A 22221-nucleotide genomic window follows, 5' to 3' on the forward strand; every position below is an offset into this window, starting at 1 on the left:
CGCCGCTGTCGATGACCGGCCATACAACCCCTCGACATAGCGGAGCTGCGCCGAGACTTGGCGAGCACATGCGAATCTGATCACCAGAACCGCTCCTTAAGTGCCGCACCGCGCCTGGCGTATAGGTCAATTGCGCGAGAATAATGAGCTTCGATCAAAGGGTCGAAATGAACCTGCACGAGTACCAGTCGAAGAAGATCTTCGCCGATTACGGCGTTCCGGTGCCCCAGGGGCAGGTTGCGGCCACGGCCGATGAGGCGGCCACCGCCGCCGCGGCGCTCGGCGGTCGCTCTGGGTGGTCAAGGCGCAGGTGCACGCGGGCGGCCGCGGCAAGGCCGGTGGCGTCCAGCTCGCCCGCGACCTCGACGAGGCTGCGCCGCGGCCGCCACCGGCCATGCTCGGCCAGCGGCTCGTCACCAAGCAGACCGGCGCGGCCGGGCTGCCGATCGAGCCCGTCTACGTGGAAGCCGGCTCCGACATCGAGCGCGAGATCTACCTCAGCCTCACCCTGAACCGCGAGAAGAGCCGCATTGCCGTGGTGGCCTCGGCCGCCGGCGGCATGGATATCGAAGAGGTCGCCGCGAAGCAGCCGGAGAAGATCCTTTCGGTCACGATCCACCCGGCGGCGGGCCTGCAGCCCTACCAGTGCCGCCAGCTCGCCTTCGGCCTCGGCCTGGGCAGCGGGCAGCTCGGGCAGTTCCAGTCGATCCTGATGGCGCTCTACCGGCTGTACCAGGAGCGCGACGCCAGCCTGATCGAGATCAATCCGCTGATCGTCACGAAGGCCGGGCGCATGGTGGCGCTCGACTGCAAGCTCGACATCGAGGCCAACGCGCTCTACCGCCAGCCGCAGATGGCCGCGCAGCGCGACCCCGGCCAGGAAGACCCGATGGAACGGCGCGCCAGCGAGCACGACCTCAACTACGTCTCGCTCGACGGCGACATCGCCTGCATGGTCAACGGCGCGGGTCTCGCGATGGCGACCATGGACCTGATCAAGCTGCACGGCGGCGCGCCGGCGAACTTCCTCGACGTGGGCGGCGGCGCCACTGCCGAGCGCGTGACGGCGGCATTCGAGCTGATCCTCTCCAACCCGAACGTGCGCGCGATCCTCGTGAACATCTTCGGCGGCATCGTGCGCTGCGACCTGATCGCCGACGGCGTCGTCAATGCGGTCCGCAACGTCGGCGTCAAGGTGCCGGTCATCGTGCGCCTCGAGGGCACCAACGCCGACCAGGCGCGCGAAACCCTGTCGGCGAGCGGACTGGCGATCACGCCCGCCGCAAGCCTCACCGACGCCGCGAACAGAAGTCGTCGCCGCGCGGCAACCGCTAAACGCAACAGGACAATTCATGAGCATTCTGGTCAACAAGCGAACCAAGGTGATCTGCCAGGGCTTCACCGGCAAGCAGGGCACTTTCCATTCCGAACAGTGCCTGGCCTATGGCACGAAAGTGGTCGGTGGCGTGACGCCCGGCCGCGGCGGCGAGCGGCACCTGGACCTGCCGGTATTCGACACCGTGCGCGACGCGGTCCAGGCCACCGGCGCCACCGCCAGCATGATCTACGTGCCGGCGGCCTTTGCCGCCGATGCCATCCTCGAGGCGGCGGACGCCGGCATCGAGCTCGTCGTGTGCATCACCGAGGGCATCCCGGTCAACGACATGGTGCGCGTCAAGGCGACGCTCGCCGGCACGGGCGTGCGGCTGATCGGCCCCAACTGCCCCGGCGTGATCACGCCGGAGGAATGCAAGATCGGCATCATGCCGGGCTTCATCCACAAGAAGGGCGCGGTCGGCATCGTGTCGCGCTCCGGCACGCTGACCTACGAGACGGTGTTCCAGACGACCAACAACGGCCTGGGCCAGAGCACCTGCGTCGGCATCGGCGGCGACCCGGTTCGCGGCATGAACTTCATCGACGTCATCGAACTGTTCGAGCGCGATCCGCAGACCGAAGGCATCATCATGGTCGGCGAGATCGGCGGCAGCGACGAGGAGGCGGCCGCCGAGCACATCCGGCATTTCGTCACCAAGCCGGTCGTGGCCTACATCGCCGGCGTCACGGCGCCGCCGGGCAAGCGCATGGGCCATGCGGGTGCGGTCATCGCCGGCGGCAAGGGCACAGCGGCCGACAAGTACCGCGCGCTGGAAGCCGCGGGCGTGCGCACCGTGAAGTCTCCGGCGGAACTCGGCAGCGCGATGGCCGACCTGCTGCGCAAGCGCGCGCGCCGCGCGCAGCGCGGCGCCGGGTCGGCAGCGCGACCGGCGGCGATGCGCGCGAAGGCCGCGCAAGGCCAAGAAGCCCGCCAAGGAAGCAAGGCCAAAGCCAAAGCAGAGGCCAAGGCGAAAGCCGCGAAGGCCAAGGCCAAGGTGCGCCGAGGCAAGCGCAAGGTCGCGCGCCGCGCCCGCAAGGCGCTGGCCAGCGCGCCGGCCCGGCCAAGAAACGTGCCGGCGCGCCGCCGGCGCGCAAGAAGGCCCCATCGTGGGGCGCCGGCCTCGGCTCGCGCTCGCGCAGCTGAACCTGCTGGTCGGCGACGTGCAGGGCAACTGCGCGCGCGTGCGCAGGAGGCCGCGGCGGGCCCGCGCCGCAGGCGCCGACCTCGTGCTCTTTCCCGGAACTCGCGCTCTCCGGCTATCCGCCCGAAGACCTGCTGTTCCATCGCGGCCTGCGCCGCCAGGTCGAGCCGCGGCCGAGCTCGCGCGCGTGCCGAGCCGGCATCGGCTGTCCTGGTCGGCTATCCGGAATACACGGCGCGCAGGATCTTCAACAGTGCCGCGCTGCTGGCCGCGGGCGCAGCTCGCGCACCATCGCAAGACCTGCCTGCCCAACTACCAGGTCTTCGACGAGAAGCGCTACTTCCGCGCCGGCGGCAGCCGACCTCGTGGCCTCCGGCGGCTGCGGCTCGGCCTGCTGATCTGCGAGGACATCTGGGAGGCGGAGCTTGTGCGCGCGGCGGCGCAGTGCGGCGCCGAGCTGCTGCTGGTCATCAACGCCTCGCCCTACGAGCTGCGCAAGCAGCGCGAGCGCGAGGCCATCGCGCGCGCACGCGTCGCCGATGTCGGCTTGCCGCTCGTCTACCTGAACATGGTCGGCGGCCAGGACGAGCTGGTGTTCGACGGCCGTTCCTTCGTGATGAACGCCGACGGCAATCTGCTGCTGCGCGCGCCGGCCTTCGACGAAGGCCTCTGGCCGGTGGAGTTGCGCGCGCCGGCGGCGCCTGGCGCTGCCCGCTGCCGGCTGCGGTCGCGCCGGAGCTGTCCGACGAGGCGAGCGTCTACCGCGCGCTGGTGCTCGGCGTGCGCGACTACGTGACCAAGCACGGATTCCCGGGTGTCGTGATGGGGCTCTCGGGCGGCGTCGACTCGGCGCTGACGCTGGCGATCGCGGTGGACGCGCTCGGGCCCGAGCGCGTGCAGGTCGAGACGATGCCCTCGCGCTACACCGCGCAGATGAGCCGCGACGACGCGGCCGCGCAGGCCCGCGCGCTGGGCGTCGCCTACAGCGTGATCCCGATCGAGGGCATGTTCGAGGCGACGCTCGGCGCGCTCGCCGAGCACTTCGCCGGCCGCACGCCGGATACCACCGAGGAAAACATCCAGGCGCGCTGCCGCGGGCTGCTGCTGATGGCGATCTCGAACAAGACCGGGCGCATGGTGCTGACCACCGGCAACAAGAGCGAGATGGCGGTCGGCTACGCCACGCTCTACGGCGACATGGCCGGCGGCTTCGCGCCGATCAAGGACTGCAGCAAATTGCTGGTCTACCGTCTGGCGCGCTCTCGCAACAGCTGGCGCCGGTGAGTCCCGGGCGTTCAGCGCGGTGATCGACGCGCCGAGCGCGGAGCTGCGGCCCGAACAGAAGGATACCGATTCGCTGCCGCCCTACGAGGTGCTCGATGCGATCCTCGAGGCCTTCATCGAGGAGGACCTGTCGGTCGAGGAGATCGCGGCGCGCGGCTTCGACCGGGCCACGGTGGCGCAGGTGCTCGACATGGTCAAGCGCAACGAATACAAGCGCCGCCAGGCCCCGCCGGGCGTGCGGGTCAGCCGGCGCGCGTTCGGCCGCGACTGGCGCTATCCGATCACCAGCGGCTACCGCCGCTGAACGGGCGCTCAGCCGCCAGAACTGCCACCAGCTGCGCCTCGGGCGCAGACTCGCCGGACCCGCCGGGAAATTCTACTGGAACACCTGCTCGAGTTCTCCGCCAGCTCTTGCAGCCGAGCGTTGGTCGCAGACGATCATGACGCGCAGCGCCTCCCGCACGGCCGGCGCGCCGTCGTACTGCTCGACCACGCCTGGCGCGCGCGCTGCGCGGCGGCCACCCAGGCGCCGCGCTCCTCGTAGTAGTGCGCGACGTTGACCTCGAAATCCGCCAGGCGGTTGCGCAGGTAGACCATGCGCCGGCGCGCATCATGCGCGTAGACGCTCTTCGGGTAGCGCTGCACCACGGTGCGCAGCGACGTGAAGGCGTCGCGCGCGCCTTCGGGGCGGGCGGCGCGCCATGTCGACGCCCAGCCAGCGTTCCACCTTGTAGGGCTGGCGCTCGAAGTCGATCAGGCCCTTCATGTACCAGGCGTAGTCGACGCGCGGATGGGTCGGGTATTCGCGCAGGAACTGCTCGGCCGCGTCGGTGGCCGACTCCTTCTCGCCCTAGCTGGTAGTAGGCGTAGACCAGGTCCAGGCGCGCCTGGCGCGACTTCGGCGTGAACGGATACCGCGCGGTCAGCGCCTCGTAGATGCGCACGGCCTCGCCATAATCCTGGGCCCGCAGCGCCTTCTGGCCGCGGTCGTACAGCGCGTCGGGCGTGAGCCGGGCAAGGCGCTGCTGCTGGCGGCCGCTCTGGCAACCGGTCACCAGCAGCAGGGCGCACAGGGGCAGCAGGAGCAGGCGGCAAGGCCTGGGGATCGGGCAGACATCAGGGACATCCGGCTAGTATAGCCGAATGCCCAGTGCCCCGAAAGCCGCCGCGCCCCGGTGCCAGCCGCCGCGCAGACCCACCGGCACGAACTGGTGCTGCCCCGCACTCCGGCGGCCTGCGCCTCGACCAGGCCCTGAGCCTCGCCCTGCCGCAGTACTCGCGCTCCCGCCTGGCCGGCTGGATCCAGGACGGCGCCGTGCGGCTGGATGGAACACAGCCCGACCGCGCGAGGCGGTCTGCGGGGCAGGCCGTGCGCAGGGGAGGCCGAGCTGCCGCCCGACGATTCCGTTGCGCCCGAGCGCATGCCCATCAAGATCGCCACCGCGGCACACATCTGTTCGTCATAGACAAGCCCGCGGGCCTCGTCGTGCACCCCGGCGCCGGCAATCCGCGCCAGCACGCTGCAGAATGGCCTGCTGGCGCTCGATCCAAGCTCGCCACGGTGCCCCGCGCCGGCATCGTCCACCGGATCGACAAGGACACCAGCGGGCTGCTGGTCGTGGCGCGGACCATCGAGGCGCACCCGGCGCTGGTGGAGATGCTGCGCGCGCACCAGGTGCAGCGCGAATACCAGGCGCTGTGCGTGGGCGCGATCACCGGCGGCGGCACGGTCGATGCCCCCATCGGACGCCACCGCACCGACCGCCTGAAGATGGCCGTGCGGCCCGACGGTAAGGCGGCGGTCACGCACTACCGACTGGCCGAGCGCTTCGCGCACCATACGCTGCTGCACGTGCAGCTGGAGACCGGCCGCACGCACCAGATCCGCGTGCACCTGGCGCATATCGGTCATCCGCTGGTGGGCGATCCGCAGTACGGCGGTCGCCGCCAGCTGACGCCGGGGGCCTCTCCGGCACTGCGCGAGGCGACGAAGGCCTTCGGGCGGCAGGCGCTGCATGCGGGCCGGCTCGCGTTCGAGCATCCGGTCACCGGCAAGGCCATCGATCTGGGTTCGCCCCTGCCGCTGGATTTCAGGCGCCTGCTGGCCGTGCTGCGCGAGGGCTGAATGGGCCTCGATCCTGCGTTCCTGCTGCCCGAGTGGCTGGCGCCACCCGGCGTGCGGGCGATCTCCACGCTGCGCACGGCCGGGGTGAGCCACCCACCCTGGGACAGCCTGAACCTCGGCATGCATGTGGGTGATGATCCCGGGGCCGTGCAGGCCAATCGCCGCCGGCTGCGCGAGGCGGCTGCGCTTCCCGCCGAACCGCACTGGCTGGAGCAGGTTCACGGCATTGCCGTGGCCGATCTGGATGCGCCCGTTCCAGGCCCGCGCGCGGATGCCGCGGTCAGCTCGCGACCCGGCCAGGTGTGCGTGGTGATGACGGCCGACTGCCTGCCCGTGGTGCTCGCGAGCAGCGACGGGGCGGTGGTGGGCGTGGCCCATGCGGGCTGGCGTGGCCTTGCCGCCGGCGTCGTCGAGGCCACCGTCGATGCACTGCGCGGCAAGATGGCGGCGGGCACGGCATTGCAGGCATGGCTCGCGCCGGCCATCGGCGCCGGGCATTTCGAAGTCGGTGAGGATGTGCGTGCAGCCTTCCTGGCCGCTGACGGGCGGGCGGCGCCTGCCTTCACGCGCAACGCGCAGGGGCGCTGGCAATGCGATCTGTACCTGCTCGCGCGCCAGCGCCTGCACGGCGCCGGTGTCGAGCGCATCAGCGGCGGCGGCCACTGCACCTATGCCGAAGAGGCCCGCTTCTTCTCCCATCGCCGCGATGTGCAGCATCGGGGGCTTGACGCCACCGGTAGAATGGCAACGCTCGTATGGCGGACATGAACACACTGGCCTGGATCATCGGCTTCACGCTGCTCGGCGGCGTGGCGGGTGTGCTGCTGGCCAGCCTCTTCCTGCTGGTGCCCGAGAATTCGCGCCGGCATGCCTTGCCCTTCATGGTGGCCTTCGCCACCGGCGCGCTGCTGGCCGCGGCGCTGCTGGGACTGCTGCCCGAGGCCATCGAGCTGGCGGGGCCCGACAACTACGGCAAGGTGGGGCTGTCGCTGCTGGGCGGCATCGCGCTGTTCTTCGTGCTCGAGAAACTGGTGCTCTGGCGGCACTGCCACGAGGATCACTGCGAAACGCATTCGCCCGAGCCGGTCCATGACCACTCGCACGGCCATGGGCACGATCAGCACCACGACGCGCATCGCCGCGCGCCCGGCGTGATGATCATCATCGGCGACACCATGCACAACGCACTCGATGGAGTGCTGATCGCCGCCGCGTTCCTGATCGACGTGAACCTCGGCATCATGACCGGGCTTGCCGTGCTGGCGCACGAGGTGCCCAGCGAAGTGGGCAACTTCGCCATCATGCTGCACAGTGGCATGAGCCGGGCGCGCGCCTTCGCCTGGAACCTGTTCTCCGCGCTGGGGTCGGTGCTGGGTGGACTGCTGGGGTATCTCGCGCTGTCGCGTGTCGAGCCGGCGCTGCCCTATGCGCTGGGCGTGTCCGCGGCGAGCCTGCTGCATGTGGCCGTGGCCGACCTCATCCCCGGCCTGCATCGCCGGGTGGGAACCCGGGATTCGATCCTGCAGGTGATTCTCATCGCCGCCGGCGTGGCGCTGGTGGCCCTGGTCGAGCACCTGAATCCGCACTGAAATAGCGCCCCCGGGGGTTGATCCCGGGCCCGGGCGGCCCCACACAAAGGGCCATGCGCAACGACAAACTGACCAGCCGCTTCCAGAACGCCCTGGCCGACGCCCAGTCGCTGGCCGTCGGCCGCGACAACCAGATGATCGAACCCGCCCACCTGCTGGTGGCGCTGCGCGACCAGCAGGGAGGCTCGTTGAAACCGCTGTTCGCCAAGGCGGGCGTCAACGTGGGCAAGCTCAAACCCGAACTGCTGGGGCTGCTCGACCGCCTGCCCAAGGTGGAAGGCGCGCCCGGCGAGCTGCATGTCTCGCAGGATCTCTCGCGCCTGCTGAACGTCACCGACAAGCTGGCCCAGCAGCGCGGCGACCAGTACATCTCCAGCGAGCTGTTCGCGCTGGCGGCGCTCGAGGATCGCGGTGAACTGGGCAAGCTGCTGAAGTCCCACGGCCTCACGAAGCAGAAGCTCGAGAAGGCCATCGACGAGGTGCGCGGCGGCGAAGCGGTGAACGATCCCAACGCCGAGGAAAGCCGCGAGGCGCTGGCCAAGTACACCATCGACCTCACCGAGCGTGCCACCAGCGGCAAGCTCGATCCGGTCATAGGTCGCGATGACGAGATCCGCCGCACGATCCAGGTGCTGCAGCGTCGCACCAAGAACAACCCCGTGCTGATCGGCGAGCCCGGCGTGGGCAAGACCGCCATCGTCGAGGGCCTGGCGCAGCGCATCATCAACGACGAAGTGCCCGAAGGCCTCAAGAACAAGAAGATCCTCTCGCTCGACATGAGCGCGCTGATCGCGGGCGCGAAGTTCCGCGGCGAATTCGAGGAACGCCTCAAGGCCGTGCTGAAGGATCTTTCCAAGCAGGAAGGCCAGGTCATCCTGTTCATCGACGAGCTGCACACCATGGTGGGCGCCGGCAAGGCCGAGGGCTCGATGGACGCCGGCAACATGTTGAAGCCCGCGCTCGCGCGCGGCGAGCTGCACTGCGTGGGCGCGACGACGCTCGACGAGTACCGCAAGTACATCGAGAAGGACGCCGCGCTCGAGCGCCGCTTCCAGAAGGTGCTGGTGGATGAGCCCAGCGTGGAAGACACCATCGCCATCCTGCGTGGCCTGAAGGAACGCTACGAAGTTCACCACGGCGTGGAGATCACCGACCCGGCCATCGTCGCCGCGGCGCAGCTCTCCCATCGCTACATCGCCGACCGGCAGCTGCCCGACAAGGCCATCGACCTGATCGACGAGGCCGGCGCGCGCATCCGCATGGAGATCGACTCCAAGCCCGAGGAAATGGATCGGCTCGACCGGCGCATCATCCAGCTGCGCATCGAGGAAGTGGCGCTGAAGAAGGAAGACGACGAGGCCTCGAAGAAGCGCCTCGCCACGCTGCAGGCCACGCTCAAGCGCTTGGAGAAGGAATACGCCGATCTCGAGGAGATCTGGAAGGCCGAGAAGGCCATGCTGCAGGGCGCGGCCTCCGTGAAGGAAGAGCTGGAAAAGGTGCGCCTGGAGCTCGATGCCGCGCGCCGCGCGAATGATCTTTCGAAGATGGCCGAGATGCAGTACGGGCGCATTCCGGAGCTGGAAAAGAAGCTCGCCGCCGCGCAGGCCGCCGAAGACAAACCCACGCAGCTGGTGCGCAACAGCGTCACCGAAGAGGAGATCGCCGAGGTCGTGTCCAAGTGGACCGGCATTCCTGTCTCCAAGATGCTGGAGGGCGAGAAGGACAAGCTGCTGCGCATGGAACAGGCGCTGGGCAAGCGCGTGGTGGGCCAGGAAGAGGCGCTGAAGATCGTCGCCAGCGCCATCCGCCGTTCGCGTGCCGGCCTTGCCGATCCGAAGCGGCCCAACGGCTCATTCCTGTTCCTCGGTCCCACGGGCGTGGGCAAGACCGAACTGTGCAAGGCGCTGGCCGAGTTCCTGTTCGATACCGAAGAGTCGATCGTGCGCATCGACATGTCCGAGTTCATGGAGCAGCACTCCGTGGCGCGGCTGATCGGCGCGCCGCCGGGCTACGTTGGCTACGAGGAAGGCGGGTATCTCACCGAGGCCGTGCGCCGCAGGCCCTATTCGGTGGTGCTGCTCGACGAAGTGGAGAAGGCGCACAAGGATGTCTTCAACGTGCTGCTGCAGGTGCTCGACGATGGCCGCCTGACCGACGGCCAGGGCCGCACCGTCGACTTCCGCAACACCGTCATCATCATGACCTCGAACCTCGGTTCCGATGTCATCCAGCAGCTGGCCGGCGAGAAGCAGTACCAGCAGATGAAGAACGAGGTGATGGAGCGTGTGCAGGCGCATTTCCGTCCGGAGTTCATCAACCGCATCGACGATATCGTGGTGTTCCATCCGCTGGGCGCGGCGCAGATCCGCGCCATCGTCGACATCCAGCTCGCCAGCCTCAAGGCGCGGCTGGCCGAGCGCGACATGGTGCTGGAACTGGCCGACGATGCCCGCGACCTGCTGGGGCAGGCTGGATTCGATCCGGTCTATGGCGCCAGGCCCCTCAAGCGCGCCATCCAGCAGCAGGTCGAGAACCCGCTGGCCGAGCGCATCCTGCAGGGGCAGTTCGCGCCCGGTGACCGGATCCTCGTGGCTGAGGAGGGCGGGGCGCTGAAGTTCGAGAAGCGGGCCAACTGACGCCGCTATAATCGACCGCATGCCGTTCTACGAGTATCAGTGCCAGGCCTGTGGCGCGCAGGCCGAGGTCTTGCAGAAGATCACCGACGCGCCGCTGAAGAAATGTCCGGAGTGCGGCAAGAGCCGGCTCGTGAAGCTGGTGTCAGCGCCGGTCTTCCGCCTGAAGGGCGGGGGCTGGTACGAAACCGACTTCAAGACCGACAAGGACAACAAGCGCAACCTGGTCGATGCCGACAAGGCCGAGCCCAAGGCAGACGCCAAGCCCGACAGCAAGCCCGAGGCCAAGGACGCCCCGAAGGCGGAACCCAAGACCGAGGCCAAGGCGGCAGACAAGCCCGCGGCCAAGCCGGTGAAGCCGGCCAAGCGCGCGAAGCGCAAGGCCAGGCGGTGAAGTCCAGGCTTTCGCTCGGCCTGCGCAGGTACCTGATCGCGGGCCTGCTGTTCTGGGTGCCTGCAGGCCTCACCTGGCTCACGTTCAAGTTCCTGCTCGATCTGGCCGACGGCCTGCTGACGCTGCTGCCCGACCGCCTCAAGCCCGACAACCTGCTGGGCTTCCATATCCCCGGCTTCGGCGCGCTGATCGCGCTGGTGGTGCTGGTGCTCACCGGCCTGCTGGTAGCCAACCTCGTCGGCCAGACGCTGGTGGTCTGGTGGGACGAGCTGATGAACCGCATCCCGCTGGTGCGCACCATCTACTCCGGCGTCAAGGGATTCACCGAGTCCCTGATGAAGAGCAAGGCGTCGTTCCGGCAGGTGGTCATGATCGAGTTCCCGCGCAAGGACGTCTGGACGATGGCCTTCGTCACGGCGACAAACCTGCCCGATTATTCCGGCCGGTATGGCGGCGAGCCGCAGATCTGCGTGTACGTGCCCACTACGCCCATTCCCACCACCGGCTACAACCTCATCGTGCGGCAATCCGAAGTCGTGCCCATCGACATGAGCGTCGATGATGCGATGAAGATGATCGTCACGCTGGGGGTGGTGGTGCCGCCTGGCACGCACGCGGGCGGACCAACCTCCACCACCACATGAACCCGGCGCTCGAAGCGCTCATCGCGCGCGAGCGACAGGCCTTCATTGCGGCAAGGCCACGAAGCGCGGCTTTCGCGCGCAACGCGGCGCGACATTTTCCCGGTGGCGTGCCGCTGCACTGGATGCGCGACTGGCCCACGCCGGTGCCACTCTATTTCCAGAACGCCCGCGATGCCGTCGTGACCGACGTGGACGGCCACGAGTACGTGGATTTCTGCCTGGGTGACACCGGCGCGATGTTCGGTCACTCGCCCCCGGCCGTGGCGCGCGCCATCGCGGCGCAGGCGCCGCTGGGCCTGACCACCATGCTGCCCGATGCACGCGTCGCGGCGGTGGGCGAGGGGCTCGCTGGGCTATTCGGCCTGCCCTGGTGGCAGCTCACACAGACCGCCACCGATGCCAATCGCGCCGTGCTGCGCCAGGCGCGCATGGCCACCGGCCGGCCCCGAGTGCTGGTGTTCGATGGCTGCTACCACGGCACGGTCGATGAAACCATGGTGATCATGGGAGAGGACGGCGCCACGCTGCCGCGGCCGGGCCAGATCGGCCGCATCCATGATCCGGCCGACTCGACGGTGGTCGTGGAGTTCAACGACATCGCAGCGGTCGAGCGCGCGCTGGCGCGCGGGGACATCGCCTGCGTGCTCGCCGAGCCGGTGATGACCAATGCGGGCATGGTGCTGCCGCAGCCGGGATTCCTCGAAGCCCTGCGCGCGGCCTGCACGCGCCATGATGCTTTGCTGGCCATCGACGAAACCCACACGTTGTCATCCGGCCCAGGTGGTTACGCGCGCGCATGCGGGCTTGCCGCCGATTTCATCGTCTGCGGCAAGGCCATCGCCGGCGGCGTGCCCTGCGGCATCTACGGATACACCGATGCCGTGGCCGACCGGCTGCGCGCGGCAGACGCGCGCCGCGAGAGTGGCCATTCCGGCATCGGCACCACGCTCGCGGCGAATCCGCTGGCCATCGCGGCGCTGGCCGCAAGCCTGGCCCACCTGCACGTGCCGGACATCTACCGGTCCATGGAAGCCCGGGCGCAGCAGCTGGCCGCCGGCATCGAGTCCGTCCTGCAGCGGCACCGCGTGGATTGGCAGGTATCGCGCGTGGGCGCGCGGCTGGAATTCGGCCCGGTGCCTGCGCCGCGCACGGGGCGGCAGAGCCTGCAGGCCATCGACCACGCGCTGGAAGGCGCCCTGCATCTGCATCTGCTCAACAGGGGCTTCCTGCTCACGCCCTTCCACAACATGATGCTGGCTTCGCCGGTCACCACGGAATCCCAGGTCGATGCCTTCCTCGCCACCTTTTCCGCGGCGCTCGACGAATTCGCGCCACTGATGCGTGCACCATGAGCCAGGAGCTGCAGGATTTTCTCCACGAGCATCCGGACGTGGACGCGGTGCAGCTGCTGCTCACCGACCCTTCCGGCGTGATGCGAGGCAAGACGGTACGTCGCCATGAGCTCGCCGGGCTGTATCGCGATGGCCGCAACGTGGCCGGCTCCATCCTGGGGCTCGATGTCACCGGCGCCGACGTGGAAGCCACCGGGCTGGTGTGGGAAACCGGCGATGCGGACAAGCTCTGCCGCCCCGTGCCCGGCACGCTGCGCATCGCGCCGTGGCTCGAGCGCACCGGCCAGGTGATGCTGTCGATGCATGAGCTGGATGGCCGGCCCGCGCCGGCGGATCCGCGGCATGCATTGGCGCGCGCCGCGCAACGCGTCGCAGGCCTGGGGTATCGCGCCGTGTTCGCCTGCGAGCTGGAGTTCTACCTGCTGCGGCGGGGTGAACAAGGGCAGCTGCATCCGGCAGGCTCGGGCGCCGTGCCCCGCGGCCAGCGCGAGCAGATCGAGGCCTACAGCCTGTCGCGGCTCGATGCGCTCGCTCCGGTGTTCCGCGAAGTGCTCGATGCCGCCACCGCGCAGGGCCTGTCGGCGGGCACGGTGATGAGCGAGTACGCGCCGGGCCAGTTCGAGATCACGCTGCAGCATCGCGACGACGTGCTCGCGGCCGTGGACGAGGCCGTGCAGTTCAAGCGCCTGATCAAGGGCGTTGCCGCCCGGCACGGACTTGTCGCCAGCTTCATGGCCAAGCCCTTCACCGATCGCGCGGGTTCCGGCGCGCACCTGCACCTGAGTCTTGCGGACGGGCAGGGCCGCAATGCCTGCGCCAGCGATGATCCCGCCGGCACGATGCTGCTGCGCCAGGCCATCGCCGGCATGATGGCCACCGCCGGCGAATCCTTCCTGGTGTTCGCGCCGAACGGCAATTCATATCGCCGCTTCCAGCGCGAAAGCTACGCGCCCGTGGCGGTGAGCTGGGGCGTGAACAACCGCAGCGTCAGCCTGCGCATTCCCGCGGGGCCGCCGGCCTCGCGCCACGTGGAGCATCGCTTCAGCGGCGCCGACGTGAATCTCTACGTCGCCGCGGCCACGGTGCTGGCTGCGGCGGCGCACGGCATCGAGCGCAAGCTCGATCCGGGTCCGCCGGTCGAAGGCAATGGATATGCCGCCTCGCCCGTGTCGATGGCGAGCGCGCCGGCGCTGCCGGCCACCTGGCACGAATCACTGGAACGGGCGCGCGCCTCGGCGTTCCTGCGCGAGGCGCTGGGCGAGGGCTTCCTGAAGGTGTTCCTCGCCATCAAGCAGCAGGAGTTGGCCCGTTTCGAATCCGAGGTGACTGAAACGGACCGCGCCTGGTATCTCGAGAAGATGTGAGGGCGGCCGTCGCCGCCCGCCTCACTTCGCGATGTTGATGACCTTCAGCTGCGTGAATTCCTCCAGGCCCTGCTGACCCAGCTCCACGCCGAAGCCAGACTGCTTCGTGCCGCCATAGGGAATCGTCGGCGGCAGGTCGAGGTGCTTGTTGATCCACACCGTGCCGGTGTTGAGGCGCTTGGCCACTTCCACCGCGCGCTCGGTGCTCGCCGACCAGACCGTGCCGCCGAGGCCATATTCCGAGGCATTGGCGCGCTCGATCACCTCGTCGAGCGATGAGTACTTCAGTACCGGCATCACCGGTCCGAACTGCTCCTCGCACACCAGCCGCGCGCTGTCCGGGCAGGCCGCTGACCACCGTGGGGTGGATGAAGAAGCCCTTGCCCTGGTGCGGCTTGCCGCCGGCGATCACCTTGCCCTGCGCGCGCGCGTCCTCGATGATGGCCTGCACCTTCTCGAACTGCATGCGGTTCTGCACGGGGCCGAACATCACACCTTCATCGAGGCCATTGCCCACCGCGGCGCCTTCGGCGATCTTCGCCAGCTCCGCGCACACGGCGTCATAGATCTTCTCCGGCACGTAGACGCGCTTGGCGGCAAGGCACACCTGGCCGGAGTTCACCATCGCGGCGAAGAACAGCTTGGGCGCGATCTCCTGCGGATTCACGTCGTCGAGCACGATGGCCGCGTCGTTGCCGCCCAGCTCCAGCGTCAGGCGCTTGAGCGTGGTGGCGGCGCTGGCCATCACCTTGCGGCCGGTGGCCGTGGAGCCGGTGAAGGCGATCTTGGCCACATCCGGGTGGCTGGTGAGCACGCCGCCCAGGTCGTTGACGTCCGCGATCACGTTGACTACGCCTGCCGGGAAGATGCCGGCGCACAGCTCGCCCACCTTCAGCGTGGCCAGCGGCGTGGTGGGCGCGGGCTTCACTACCACCGTGTTGCCGGCCAGCAGCGCCGGCGCGAGCTTGGTCACCATCATGATCACCGGGAAATTCCACGGCGTGATGGCGGCCACGACGCCCAGCGGCAGTCGCTGCGCGATCACCTTCGACTGCGCGTCATCGACCAGCACCTTGTCGGTGAGGCTCATCGCCGCGAAGCCGCGGATGTTGCCCGCCGCCACGGTGAGCTCGAACATGGCGCCGCCCAGTGGCTTGCCCTGCTCCTGCGTGAGGATGCGCGCCAGTTCCGGCATGTGCGCCTCGATGGCGTCAGCCAGCTTGTTCAGCAGCGCCGCGCGTTCGGCCAGCGGCTTTGCCGACCAGGCCGGGAAGGCCGCCTTGGCCGCGGCCACCGCCTGGTTGGCCTGTGCCACGTCGGCGCGCGGGCAGCTCGCCAGCACGGTCTCGGTGGCCGGGTTGATGACGTCGAAGGTCGAGGCACCGGGCACCAGCTTGCCGCCGATGAGCAGCTGGAAATTGCCGACCACGTTGGAACCTGTTGCTCCGGGTTTGAGTTGTGCGTTCATCGTGAGTGCTCCTGCAGAAGAATTCAGTACCGATCGACAGCCGTGTTGGGGTGACTGTAGCTCTCGGCCGGGTAGGGCAGCATTGTTGCATTCCAGGCATTCCATTGCTGTTTCATCGCGGCAAATCTCGCCGGCTCGCGCAGCGCCAGGTTGGCCCGTTCGCGCTCATCAGCCGCCAGGTTGAACAGCTGCTCGTTCTTGCCGATCTTCAGGTATTTCCAGTCGCCGTCGCGCAGCGCCGCCTGCGCGGCGGCTTTGTAGCGCCAGTACAGCGTGCGGGATGCGGGGGCGCCCCGGCCGGTCACGACATCGATGAGGTTCATGCCGTCGCTGGGATACGCCGGATCCGGCGCGGCGCCCGCCGCGGCCAGCAGCGTCGGCACCCAGTCCATCGAGATGTTCACCTGCTCGCTGCGGCTGCCGGCTGCCACGCGCGCCGGCCAGCGCAGGAAGAATGGCACGCGGATGCCGCCTTCCAGCAGTTCGCTCTTCTGGCCCACGAACGGCCAGGTGTCGGAGAAGCGCTCGCCGCCGTTGTCGCTGGTGAAGATGACGATGGTGTTGTCGGCCACGCCCGCGGCGTCGAGCGCCGCCAGCACCTCGCCCACGCCACGATCCATCGACAGCACCATGCGTTTGTAGGTCTCGAGGTTGCCGCCGTCGCGGTGCTGGATATCCTTGATGGTGGCGGCCAGCGCCTCGTCTTCCGGCCCTTCCCACGGCCAGTGCGGCGCGGTGTAGTGCAGGCTCATGAAGAACGGCCGCCTGTCTGCGCGGAACTGCGAGATCTCGCGCACCGCGCGCCGTGAAAACAGGTCCGTCAGGTAGCCCTGGTCGCCCGATGGCGCCTTGCCCTCGTGCAGGTTGTTCGCGCCGCCTGGATGGTGGGCCTGCGAGTGACGGAAATAGTCGGCCGCGCCTGGATGGATGCCGTAGAAGTTCTCGTACCCGCTCTGCAGCGGACCGAATGCCGACGAGATGCCCAGGTGCCATTTGCCGACCAGGGTCGTGCGGTATCCCTGGCGGCGCAGCAGCGACGGCAGCGTCGGGTGCGATGGCGCCAGTCCCAGCACGTCGCTTGGCGCGGCCAGCGGTTCTTCCAGGCCCACGCGCAGCCGGTATTGGTAACGCCCGGTGATCAACCCGGTGCGCGTGGCCGAGCACACCGCGGAGTTGGAGTACGACTGCCGCAGGAACAGGCCCTCGCGCGCGATGCGGTCGATGTGGGGGGTGAGGAATGCGCGCTGCCCCGTGAAGCTCAGGTCGGCAAAACCCAGGTCATCGGCCATGATCCACACGATGTTCGGTCGCGCGGGGTCGGCCGCGGCGGCATGCGCCCTTGAAGCGCCGGGCGCGCCAGCGAATCCGGCCGCAAGGCCCGCGGCCGTGCCGCCGAGCAGGATCTGCCTGCGCGACCAGTATCGATAGGGTTCGTCACGACTCATCTTTCAGTCCCCTCTGCACGTCATCCAGCCTGCTGCAATGTGCCGAGTGCCATCCGGATCAGCTCTGCATGCACGTTCTGGCTCAGTTGATCCTGCGGGATTCCCGGTGAAGGGAACAGTCCCATCCTTGCCAGTGGCTGCAGCTGGATATTCGAGGCTTCCGCCAGCAGGCGCAGTCTAACCAGCAACTGGTCGCCGGTCAGATGCGGCGTGAGCGGTGCGATCAGCCGCGCCGTCTCGTTCACGCTTTCGTTGATGCGCGCGACGCCGCGACGGCGCTGCGCGGCGCCCAGCAGCGGCAAGACCTCGCGGATCACCTTGCGCGCGGATCCCTCGTGATGGACGGACCTGGTCGACCACAACGGATCCAGGTAGGCGCGCACCAGCGCCTCCAGCCGGGTTTCCCTGCCCCGCGCCTTCCCGGCGGCCGCCAGCTGGACATCGCGCAGGTCGCAGATGGCATCGACATTGCGCTCGAGCAGCTGCTGCAGCAGCGCGTCGAGCCCGCCGAAATGATAGGAGATCAGCGCGGAGTTGACGCCCGACTGCGTGGCGATGCGCCGGATCGAGATCGAGTGAGACCCCTGCTCCAGCAGTATCTGCTCGGTAGCCGATAAGAGCCGATCTGCGGTCTCCCGCTGGCGGGTGTCCCGTTGTTGCACTGCAGACACGAATCATTTCCCCTTGCATCTGACTGCGAACCGCATTTTAATCGAGTGATTAACAAACGTCACCAACATGTGCGGTCAACCGTCAGGGGTGGGGGGTAGCTGTGCTGAACACGGATCACCAGGCACGGGGCGCATTCCGGCGTCGCAGTTTTTCCGAAAGTCCGCAGGCCTGCGCTGCGGATCAGGCCGGCGGAACGCTCGACAGTGCCGACGTCGGCCAGATGAAGATCGGGCACTTCACCGCGCACAGGTCGTGCGTCGTCCGCCACCCCTTTGCCATGTCGGGAGACACCCCCGGCTACCTGATGATCGCCGTGCAGAAACGCGGCCAGTGCGATTTCGAGCAGCAGGGTCGGACGATGCGGCTGCCCGCCGGTTCATGGGGCTTGTGTGACGCGCCCAGGCCCTGGGTCTCGCGGCATACGGCCGGCGGCGAGCAGGTGCATTTCCTGATTCCGCGCGAGCAGGTCCGGCTGGGCATCGACCCGCGGTTCGCCATCGGCCGGACATTCACCGGCGCGTCGCGGGTGGCCGCACTGATGTGCCAGACGATCGACTCGCTGTTCGACGAGTTGCCCAACCTCGGCGCGCGCCAGGCCGAGGAACTCGGGGACATCGTGCTGCGGCTGTTCCACATCGCGGTGAACGAGAAGATCGCGCAACCCGCGGGCGCCACGCCCCACGAGGACATGCGCGACCGCATCCGCAATTACGCCGAAAGCCGGCTGCGCGATCCGCGACTGTCGCTGGACCAGATTGCGGCGGGCCTGAACTGCACGAAGCGGTATCTGCACATGGTTTTCGCATCCGAGTCGCAGACGCTGAACCAGTACATCTGGACGCGTCGGCTCGAACGCAGTCGCCAGGAGCTGGAAAACCCCGCGTTGCGCGACCGGACCATCACCGAGATCGCGCTGACCTGGGGTTTCAGCAACGTGTCCCATTTCAGCCGCGCGTTTCGCGACCGCTACGAATGCTCGCCGCGCGATGTGCGCGAGGGCAGATCCTCGGGCTGAGTGCCGGGCCCGATACCCCGGGTTCTCCGGCATGCAAGCGCTACTTCGCTCTCGGAAAAGCGGCGGCGCCCTCGATCCAGTGAAATCCTCGAAGCCATGCGTGGAATATCCGGAAAGTTCACCCTGCTTGCGCTGCTGGCACTGACGGCGCAGGGCGCGACCCTTGCGGCGCAGGATGCGCCAGGCGTGCTGGAGGGCCGGTTGTCAGATCCGGACGGAAGGCGAGTGGAGCGGCTGGAAGCCGACATCGTGCTGACCGGACCCCAGGGCCGCGCCGTGGGCCGCGCCCGGGCCGACGGCAGCTATCGCATCGAGGCCATCGCGCCGGGCACCTACACTCTTGCTCTGGAGCTTCCCACGCGCATCTTCGAACGCTACGAGCGTGCCGGCGTGGTCGTGCGGCCCGGCCGCAATGAAGCGCTGGACCTGACCCTCACCTGGGGCATGAACCTGGGAACGGTGGGCGACGACCCGCTGATGCAGGGCGTGGACCTGCGCGCGAAGACCCGCAACGTCGACGGGCCGGTGCCCCGGACACCGGATGGCAAGCCGGACCTTTCCGGCGTCTGGGTCAACTTCGGCGATTCCTACGCCGGCGCGATACCCATGCAGCCGTGGGCGCAGCAGATGCACGACGAGTGGCGCAAGATCCGCCAGGACAACCCCGGCGCCTACTGCCTGCCGCAGTCCGGCCTGATGACGATGACGAACTATCCGTACAAGTTCGTCCAGACGCCGGGCCTTATCGTGCAGCTGGTGGAGGATATGGTCATCAGCCACCGCCAGATCCATCTGGATGGCCGCGGCCATCCCGATCCGGACCAGTGGAATCCGTCCTGGTATGGCCACTCGATCGGCCGCTGGGAAGGCGACACGCTGGTCGTCGAGACCGTCGGCTTCAACGACAGCACGCCGGGATTCGGCATCCACTCCCGAGTCGCTGAAGGTCACGGAACGATTCACGCGCACCAGCCGCGGACGCCTGCGCATCACGGTGACCGCCGAGGATCCCGAGGCCTGGACCGCGCCTGGGTCAGGGAGCGCGAGGCGGGCCTCGCCGAAGGCACGGAGATCGTCGAATTCGTCTGTGCGGAGGGCGCTCCGGCGCAGTCCGCGAAACGCGCTCCCTGGCGGGCGCGCCCATGAAATTCCTTTCTGAGGAGAAGCCCACCATGAAATCGCAGTCCAGGTTCCTTCCGGCGGTGTTGCTGGCGTTCGCAGCCCTGCCCGCGGTCGCCCACCATTCGTTTGCCGCGCAGTTCGATTCCAACAAGCCGCTGACCATCAGCGGCACCGTGACCAAGCTCGAATGGACCAATCCCCATGCGCGCTTCTTCGTCGACGTGAAGGATGCCAAGGGCAAGGTGACCAATTTCGAGGTCGAACTGGGCAGCCCCAACAAGCTGCTGCGCTACGGGTGGAACCGCAAATCCATGCAGAGCGGCGACAGCGTCACCGTCGAGGGGTTCCAGTCCCGTGATGGCATGCCGTTGATCAATGCGAAGGCCGTCAAGTTCGCGGACGGCAGGTCGATCAGCGCGGGCTCATCGCTCGTCGACGCCTCGGACAAGAAAGAGTAATCAACGATGACCGGCGAACGGGGCGGCCCCGCATCGAAGGACAGGCGGCGCTTCCTGGCCAGTGCCGCCGTGGGCGCGGCGGTCACGGTGGGCGCCGCAGCGGCGCCAGCCGTCGCGGCCGGGGTGGATTTCCCGAAGGCGCGCGGCAAGTTCGGTGCCGGTGGCTCCGAGGCCGGTGGCGTGAGCCGCGCCGAGATGACGCTGCACGACTGCGAGGTGGAGGGGCAGATGCCGCTCGATCTCGACGGCACCTTCTATCGCGTGGGTCCGGACGCCCAGTACCCCAAGCCCAAGGCATACGAAGACGACATCTTCTTCGACGGCGAAGGCCATGTGTCGATGTTCCGCTTCCGCAACGGCCACGTGGATTTCACGAGTCGCTACGTCAGGAATGACCGCTGGAAGGCGCAGCACGAGGCGCGCCGGTCGCTGTTCGGTTACTACCGCAATCGCGCGAGCGATGATCCGAGCGTCCAGAACGTTCGGCGCGGATCCCACAATACCCACGTGTGGGTGCATGCCAACCGGCTCTACGCGCTGAAGGAAGACTCCCCGCCCGCGCTCATCCATCCGCATACGCTCGAAACGCTGGATGCCAACTACACCTTCGGCGGCGCGCTGACGTCACAGACCTTCACCGCGCACCCCAAGAACGACCCGGAAACCGGCGAGATGTTCGCCTTCGGCTACGAGGCCACGGGCCTCGGCAGCACCGACATCAACGTGTTCTCCGTGGGGCGCGACGGCGGCATCAAGTGGTCTGCGTGGATCAACGCACCGTACTGCTGCATGCTGCATGACTTCGCGGTCACGCGGCGGCACATCGCCTTCCTGGCGATCCCGATGGCCTACAGCCCGGCCTCTCCGGTTCACTGGGCCTGGGACAGCACCAAGCAGCCATGGCTCGGCGTGATGCGTCGCGGCGGTGACGGCAAGGACATCCGCTGGGTCCCCGGTCCGATGAACATGAGCGACCACACGATGGGTTCGTGGTCGGATGGCGATCGGTTCTACTGGGACATGGATGGCGCCGACGGCAACCGCTTCCCGTTCTTCCCGCACCTGCACGACAGCTTCGATCCGGTGAAGGGCCAGGCGCGGGTCCGGCGCTTCTCGATGGACCTTTCAAAGAAGCGCATCACGAACTTCGACATGCAGGTGCTGTACCCCGACGTGACCGGGGCGCTGTCGAGGCAGGATGATCGCTACAACGTCGATCCCTACCGCTACGGCTTCCTGGTCTCGAACACGCCGGGCAAGGGCGCGGGCTGGACGATGTTCGATCACCAGGCACGCAGCCATCGCACCTACAACCCGGGTCCGGATATTTCTCTGAATGAGGCGGTGTTCGCGCCGCGGCGCAAGGGCGCGCCGGAGGCCGATGGCTACCTGATGGGCATGGCCTACTTCCAGAAGGAGAATCGATCGGAAGTGCTGGTGCTCGATACCCAGGACATCACCGCCGGTCCCATCGCGCGCGTGCAGCTGCCGTTCAAGGCCACGCCACAGATCCACGGCAACTGGATACCGGCCGATCAGCTGCCGGCGGTGTGATTCCGGCCGGCACGTCCAGCCAGCGATGCGAGCAACCCAGTTGCCAGCAGCGCGACCGCTATCGCCCATAGCGGCAGCGTGAACATGCTGCGCGCGGGGTAACCGGCCGCCTGCATCGCACCTCCGGCCAGCGGCCCCACCATGGAGCCCAGCCGGCCGGCCGCCATGGCGGCACCAACGCCGGTGGAGCGGCAGCGCTCGGGATAAAGATGCCCGGCAAGGGTTCCGAGCACGCTCTGGCTGCCTACCAGGCCAAATCCGAAGGCGATCATCAGGACGCCGAGCGCGCCATTGCCTAGCCCGAAGGCGGCCAGCAGCGCTGCGCTGGTGAAGGCGATGCCGAGCAGCACCGACAGCCAGTGGAGCCCGAAGCGGGCGAAGGCCGGCGCCGAGAGAAATACAGCGCCCACGCCTGCCGCGTGGATCCAGCCGGTCAGCGTCGCGGCGCGAGTTGCCGCATGGCCCTCGGCCTCCAGCAGCAGCGGCAACCAGCTGGTAACCAGATGCATGGCCAGCATGGAACCAGCGAACGCCGCCCACAGCGTCACGGTGATCCATGCCCGCTGCGGCGCGAACAGTTCCC

17 protein-coding genes and 4 pseudogenes are annotated in these 22221 nt (G+C 68.2%); 15 read left to right on the plus strand and 6 right to left on the minus strand.

Going from position 1 to position 22221, the window contains the following annotated elements; translation table 11 throughout:
- Positions 1 to 167 precede the first annotated feature (167 nt).
- From sucC to IPK27_12385, 3 pseudogenes are all read left to right on the plus strand, one after another.
- Positions 168 to 1312: pseudogene (sucC, locus tag IPK27_12375) on the plus strand (ADP-forming succinate--CoA ligase subunit beta).
- 40 nt (positions 1313 to 1352) lie between these two features.
- Positions 1353 to 2219: pseudogene (gene sucD / locus IPK27_12380) on the plus strand (succinate--CoA ligase subunit alpha).
- Between the two features lie 262 nt (positions 2220 to 2481).
- Positions 2482 to 4107 (plus strand): annotated as a pseudogene (locus IPK27_12385) (NAD+ synthase).
- 134 nt (positions 4108 to 4241) lie between these two features.
- Here IPK27_12385 and bamD read toward each other — a convergent pair.
- Together bamD and IPK27_12395 are read right to left on the minus strand one after the other, a co-directional pair.
- Positions 4242 to 4460, minus strand: coding sequence for an outer membrane protein assembly factor BamD (gene bamD / locus IPK27_12390; GenBank protein ID MBK8068386.1), 219 nt, complete (start codon positions 4458 to 4460; stop codon positions 4242 to 4244).
- Positions 4414 to 4614 (minus strand): tetratricopeptide repeat protein, encoded by a 201-nt coding sequence (locus IPK27_12395; protein ID MBK8068387.1) that lies wholly within the window; start codon positions 4612 to 4614, stop codon positions 4414 to 4416. The genes bamD and IPK27_12395 overlap by 47 nt, the downstream gene beginning before the upstream one ends.
- A gap of 423 nt (positions 4615 to 5037) precedes the next feature.
- Between IPK27_12395 and IPK27_12400 the strand changes: the two genes are divergently transcribed.
- From IPK27_12400 to IPK27_12435, 8 genes are read left to right on the plus strand one after another with little or no spacing between them, the layout of a single operon-like run.
- On the plus strand, positions 5038 to 5928 hold the full coding sequence (locus tag IPK27_12400) for an RluA family pseudouridine synthase (protein MBK8068388.1): 891 nt from the start codon (positions 5038 to 5040) through the stop codon (positions 5926 to 5928).
- The gene (gene pgeF / locus IPK27_12405) at positions 5929 to 6696 is read left to right on the plus strand and encodes a peptidoglycan editing factor PgeF (protein MBK8068389.1); all 768 of its coding nucleotides are present in this window, start codon (positions 5929 to 5931) and stop codon (positions 6694 to 6696) included.
- Positions 6693 to 7517, plus strand: a complete 825-nt coding sequence (locus IPK27_12410; GenBank protein ID MBK8068390.1) for a ZIP family metal transporter — start codon at positions 6693 to 6695, stop codon at positions 7515 to 7517. Before pgeF ends, IPK27_12410 begins: the two co-directional genes overlap by 4 nt.
- A gap of 53 nt (positions 7518 to 7570) precedes the next feature.
- On the plus strand, positions 7571 to 10153 hold the full coding sequence (gene clpB / locus IPK27_12415; GenBank protein MBK8068391.1) for an ATP-dependent chaperone ClpB: 2583 nt from the start codon (positions 7571 to 7573) through the stop codon (positions 10151 to 10153).
- Between the two features lie 19 nt (positions 10154 to 10172).
- Positions 10173 to 10544: a zinc ribbon domain-containing protein gene (locus IPK27_12420; protein ID MBK8068392.1), complete on the plus strand. Its 372-nt coding sequence runs from the start codon at positions 10173 to 10175 to the stop codon at positions 10542 to 10544.
- Complete coding sequence (locus IPK27_12425; protein ID MBK8068393.1) at positions 10541 to 11188, plus strand: DUF502 domain-containing protein; 648 nt, start codon at positions 10541 to 10543, stop codon at positions 11186 to 11188. The genes IPK27_12420 and IPK27_12425 overlap by 4 nt, the downstream gene beginning before the upstream one ends.
- Positions 11185 to 12540 (plus strand): aminotransferase class III-fold pyridoxal phosphate-dependent enzyme, encoded by a 1356-nt coding sequence (locus tag IPK27_12430; protein MBK8068394.1) that lies wholly within the window; start codon positions 11185 to 11187, stop codon positions 12538 to 12540. The genes IPK27_12425 and IPK27_12430 overlap by 4 nt, the downstream gene beginning before the upstream one ends.
- Positions 12537 to 13904: a glutamine synthetase gene (locus tag IPK27_12435; protein ID MBK8068395.1), complete on the plus strand. Its 1368-nt coding sequence runs from the start codon at positions 12537 to 12539 to the stop codon at positions 13902 to 13904. The genes IPK27_12430 and IPK27_12435 overlap by 4 nt, the downstream gene beginning before the upstream one ends.
- 21 nt (positions 13905 to 13925) lie before the next feature.
- Here the strand turns inward: IPK27_12435 and IPK27_12440 are convergent.
- The 3 genes and pseudogenes from IPK27_12440 to IPK27_12450 form a co-directional block, all read right to left on the minus strand.
- Positions 13926 to 15372, minus strand: a pseudogene (locus tag IPK27_12440) (aldehyde dehydrogenase family protein).
- A gap of 23 nt (positions 15373 to 15395) precedes the next feature.
- Positions 15396 to 16817, minus strand: a complete 1422-nt coding sequence (locus IPK27_12445; GenBank protein ID MBK8068396.1) for a sulfatase-like hydrolase/transferase — start codon at positions 16815 to 16817, stop codon at positions 15396 to 15398.
- A gap of 20 nt (positions 16818 to 16837) precedes the next feature.
- On the minus strand, positions 16838 to 17488 hold the full coding sequence (locus tag IPK27_12450; protein MBK8068397.1) for a TetR/AcrR family transcriptional regulator: 651 nt from the start codon (positions 17486 to 17488) through the stop codon (positions 16838 to 16840).
- A 101-nt stretch (positions 17489 to 17589) separates the two neighbouring features.
- On the opposite strand from IPK27_12450, the gene IPK27_12455 reads away from it, so the two are divergent.
- From IPK27_12455 to IPK27_12470, 4 genes are all read left to right on the plus strand, one after another.
- Positions 17590 to 18504, plus strand: coding sequence for a helix-turn-helix domain-containing protein (locus tag IPK27_12455; protein MBK8068398.1), 915 nt, complete (start codon positions 17590 to 17592; stop codon positions 18502 to 18504).
- 96 nt (positions 18505 to 18600) lie between these two features.
- A complete protein-coding gene (locus IPK27_12460) occupies positions 18601 to 19650 on the plus strand; it encodes a carboxypeptidase regulatory-like domain-containing protein (GenBank protein ID MBK8068399.1) in 1050 nt (349 codons plus the stop codon).
- Between the two features lie 26 nt (positions 19651 to 19676).
- Positions 19677 to 20084: a hypothetical protein gene (locus IPK27_12465; protein ID MBK8068400.1), complete on the plus strand. Its 408-nt coding sequence runs from the start codon at positions 19677 to 19679 to the stop codon at positions 20082 to 20084.
- Positions 20085 to 20090: 6 nt separating this feature from the next.
- Positions 20091 to 21638 carry a carotenoid oxygenase family protein gene (locus IPK27_12470; GenBank protein MBK8068401.1) on the plus strand — a complete coding sequence of 516 codons (1548 nt, stop codon included), beginning with the start codon at positions 20091 to 20093 and terminating at the stop codon, positions 21636 to 21638.
- On the opposite strand, the gene IPK27_12475 is transcribed toward IPK27_12470, so the two are convergent.
- A partial coding sequence (locus tag IPK27_12475) for a hypothetical protein (GenBank protein MBK8068402.1) occupies positions 21620 to 22221 on the minus strand: 602 nt, incomplete at its 5' end. The two genes, IPK27_12470 and IPK27_12475, sit on opposite strands and share 19 nt — an antisense overlap.

The organism is Rhodanobacteraceae bacterium, from assembly GCA_016713135.1.
Lineage (GTDB): Bacteria > Pseudomonadota > Gammaproteobacteria > Xanthomonadales > SZUA-5 > JADKFD01.

Coding starts and splice junctions, on each gene's coding strand:
- pgeF (MBK8068389.1), top strand. CDS start 5,929: ATGGGCCTCGATCCTGCGTTCCTGCTGCCCGAGTGGCTGGCGCCACCC.
- IPK27_12410 (MBK8068390.1), top strand. CDS start 6,693: ATGAACACACTGGCCTGGATCATCGGCTTCACGCTGCTCGGCGGCGTG.
- clpB (MBK8068391.1), top strand. CDS start 7,571: ATGCGCAACGACAAACTGACCAGCCGCTTCCAGAACGCCCTGGCCGAC.
- IPK27_12420 (MBK8068392.1), top strand. CDS start 10,173: ATGCCGTTCTACGAGTATCAGTGCCAGGCCTGTGGCGCGCAGGCCGAG.
- IPK27_12430 (MBK8068394.1), top strand. CDS start 11,185: ATGAACCCGGCGCTCGAAGCGCTCATCGCGCGCGAGCGACAGGCCTTC.
- IPK27_12435 (MBK8068395.1), top strand. CDS start 12,537: ATGAGCCAGGAGCTGCAGGATTTTCTCCACGAGCATCCGGACGTGGAC.
- IPK27_12445 (MBK8068396.1), bottom strand. CDS start 16,817: ATGAGTCGTGACGAACCCTATCGATACTGGTCGCGCAGGCAGATCCTG.
- IPK27_12460 (MBK8068399.1), top strand. CDS start 18,601: ATGCGTGGAATATCCGGAAAGTTCACCCTGCTTGCGCTGCTGGCACTG.
- IPK27_12465 (MBK8068400.1), top strand. CDS start 19,677: ATGAAATCGCAGTCCAGGTTCCTTCCGGCGGTGTTGCTGGCGTTCGCA.
- IPK27_12470 (MBK8068401.1), top strand. CDS start 20,091: ATGACCGGCGAACGGGGCGGCCCCGCATCGAAGGACAGGCGGCGCTTC.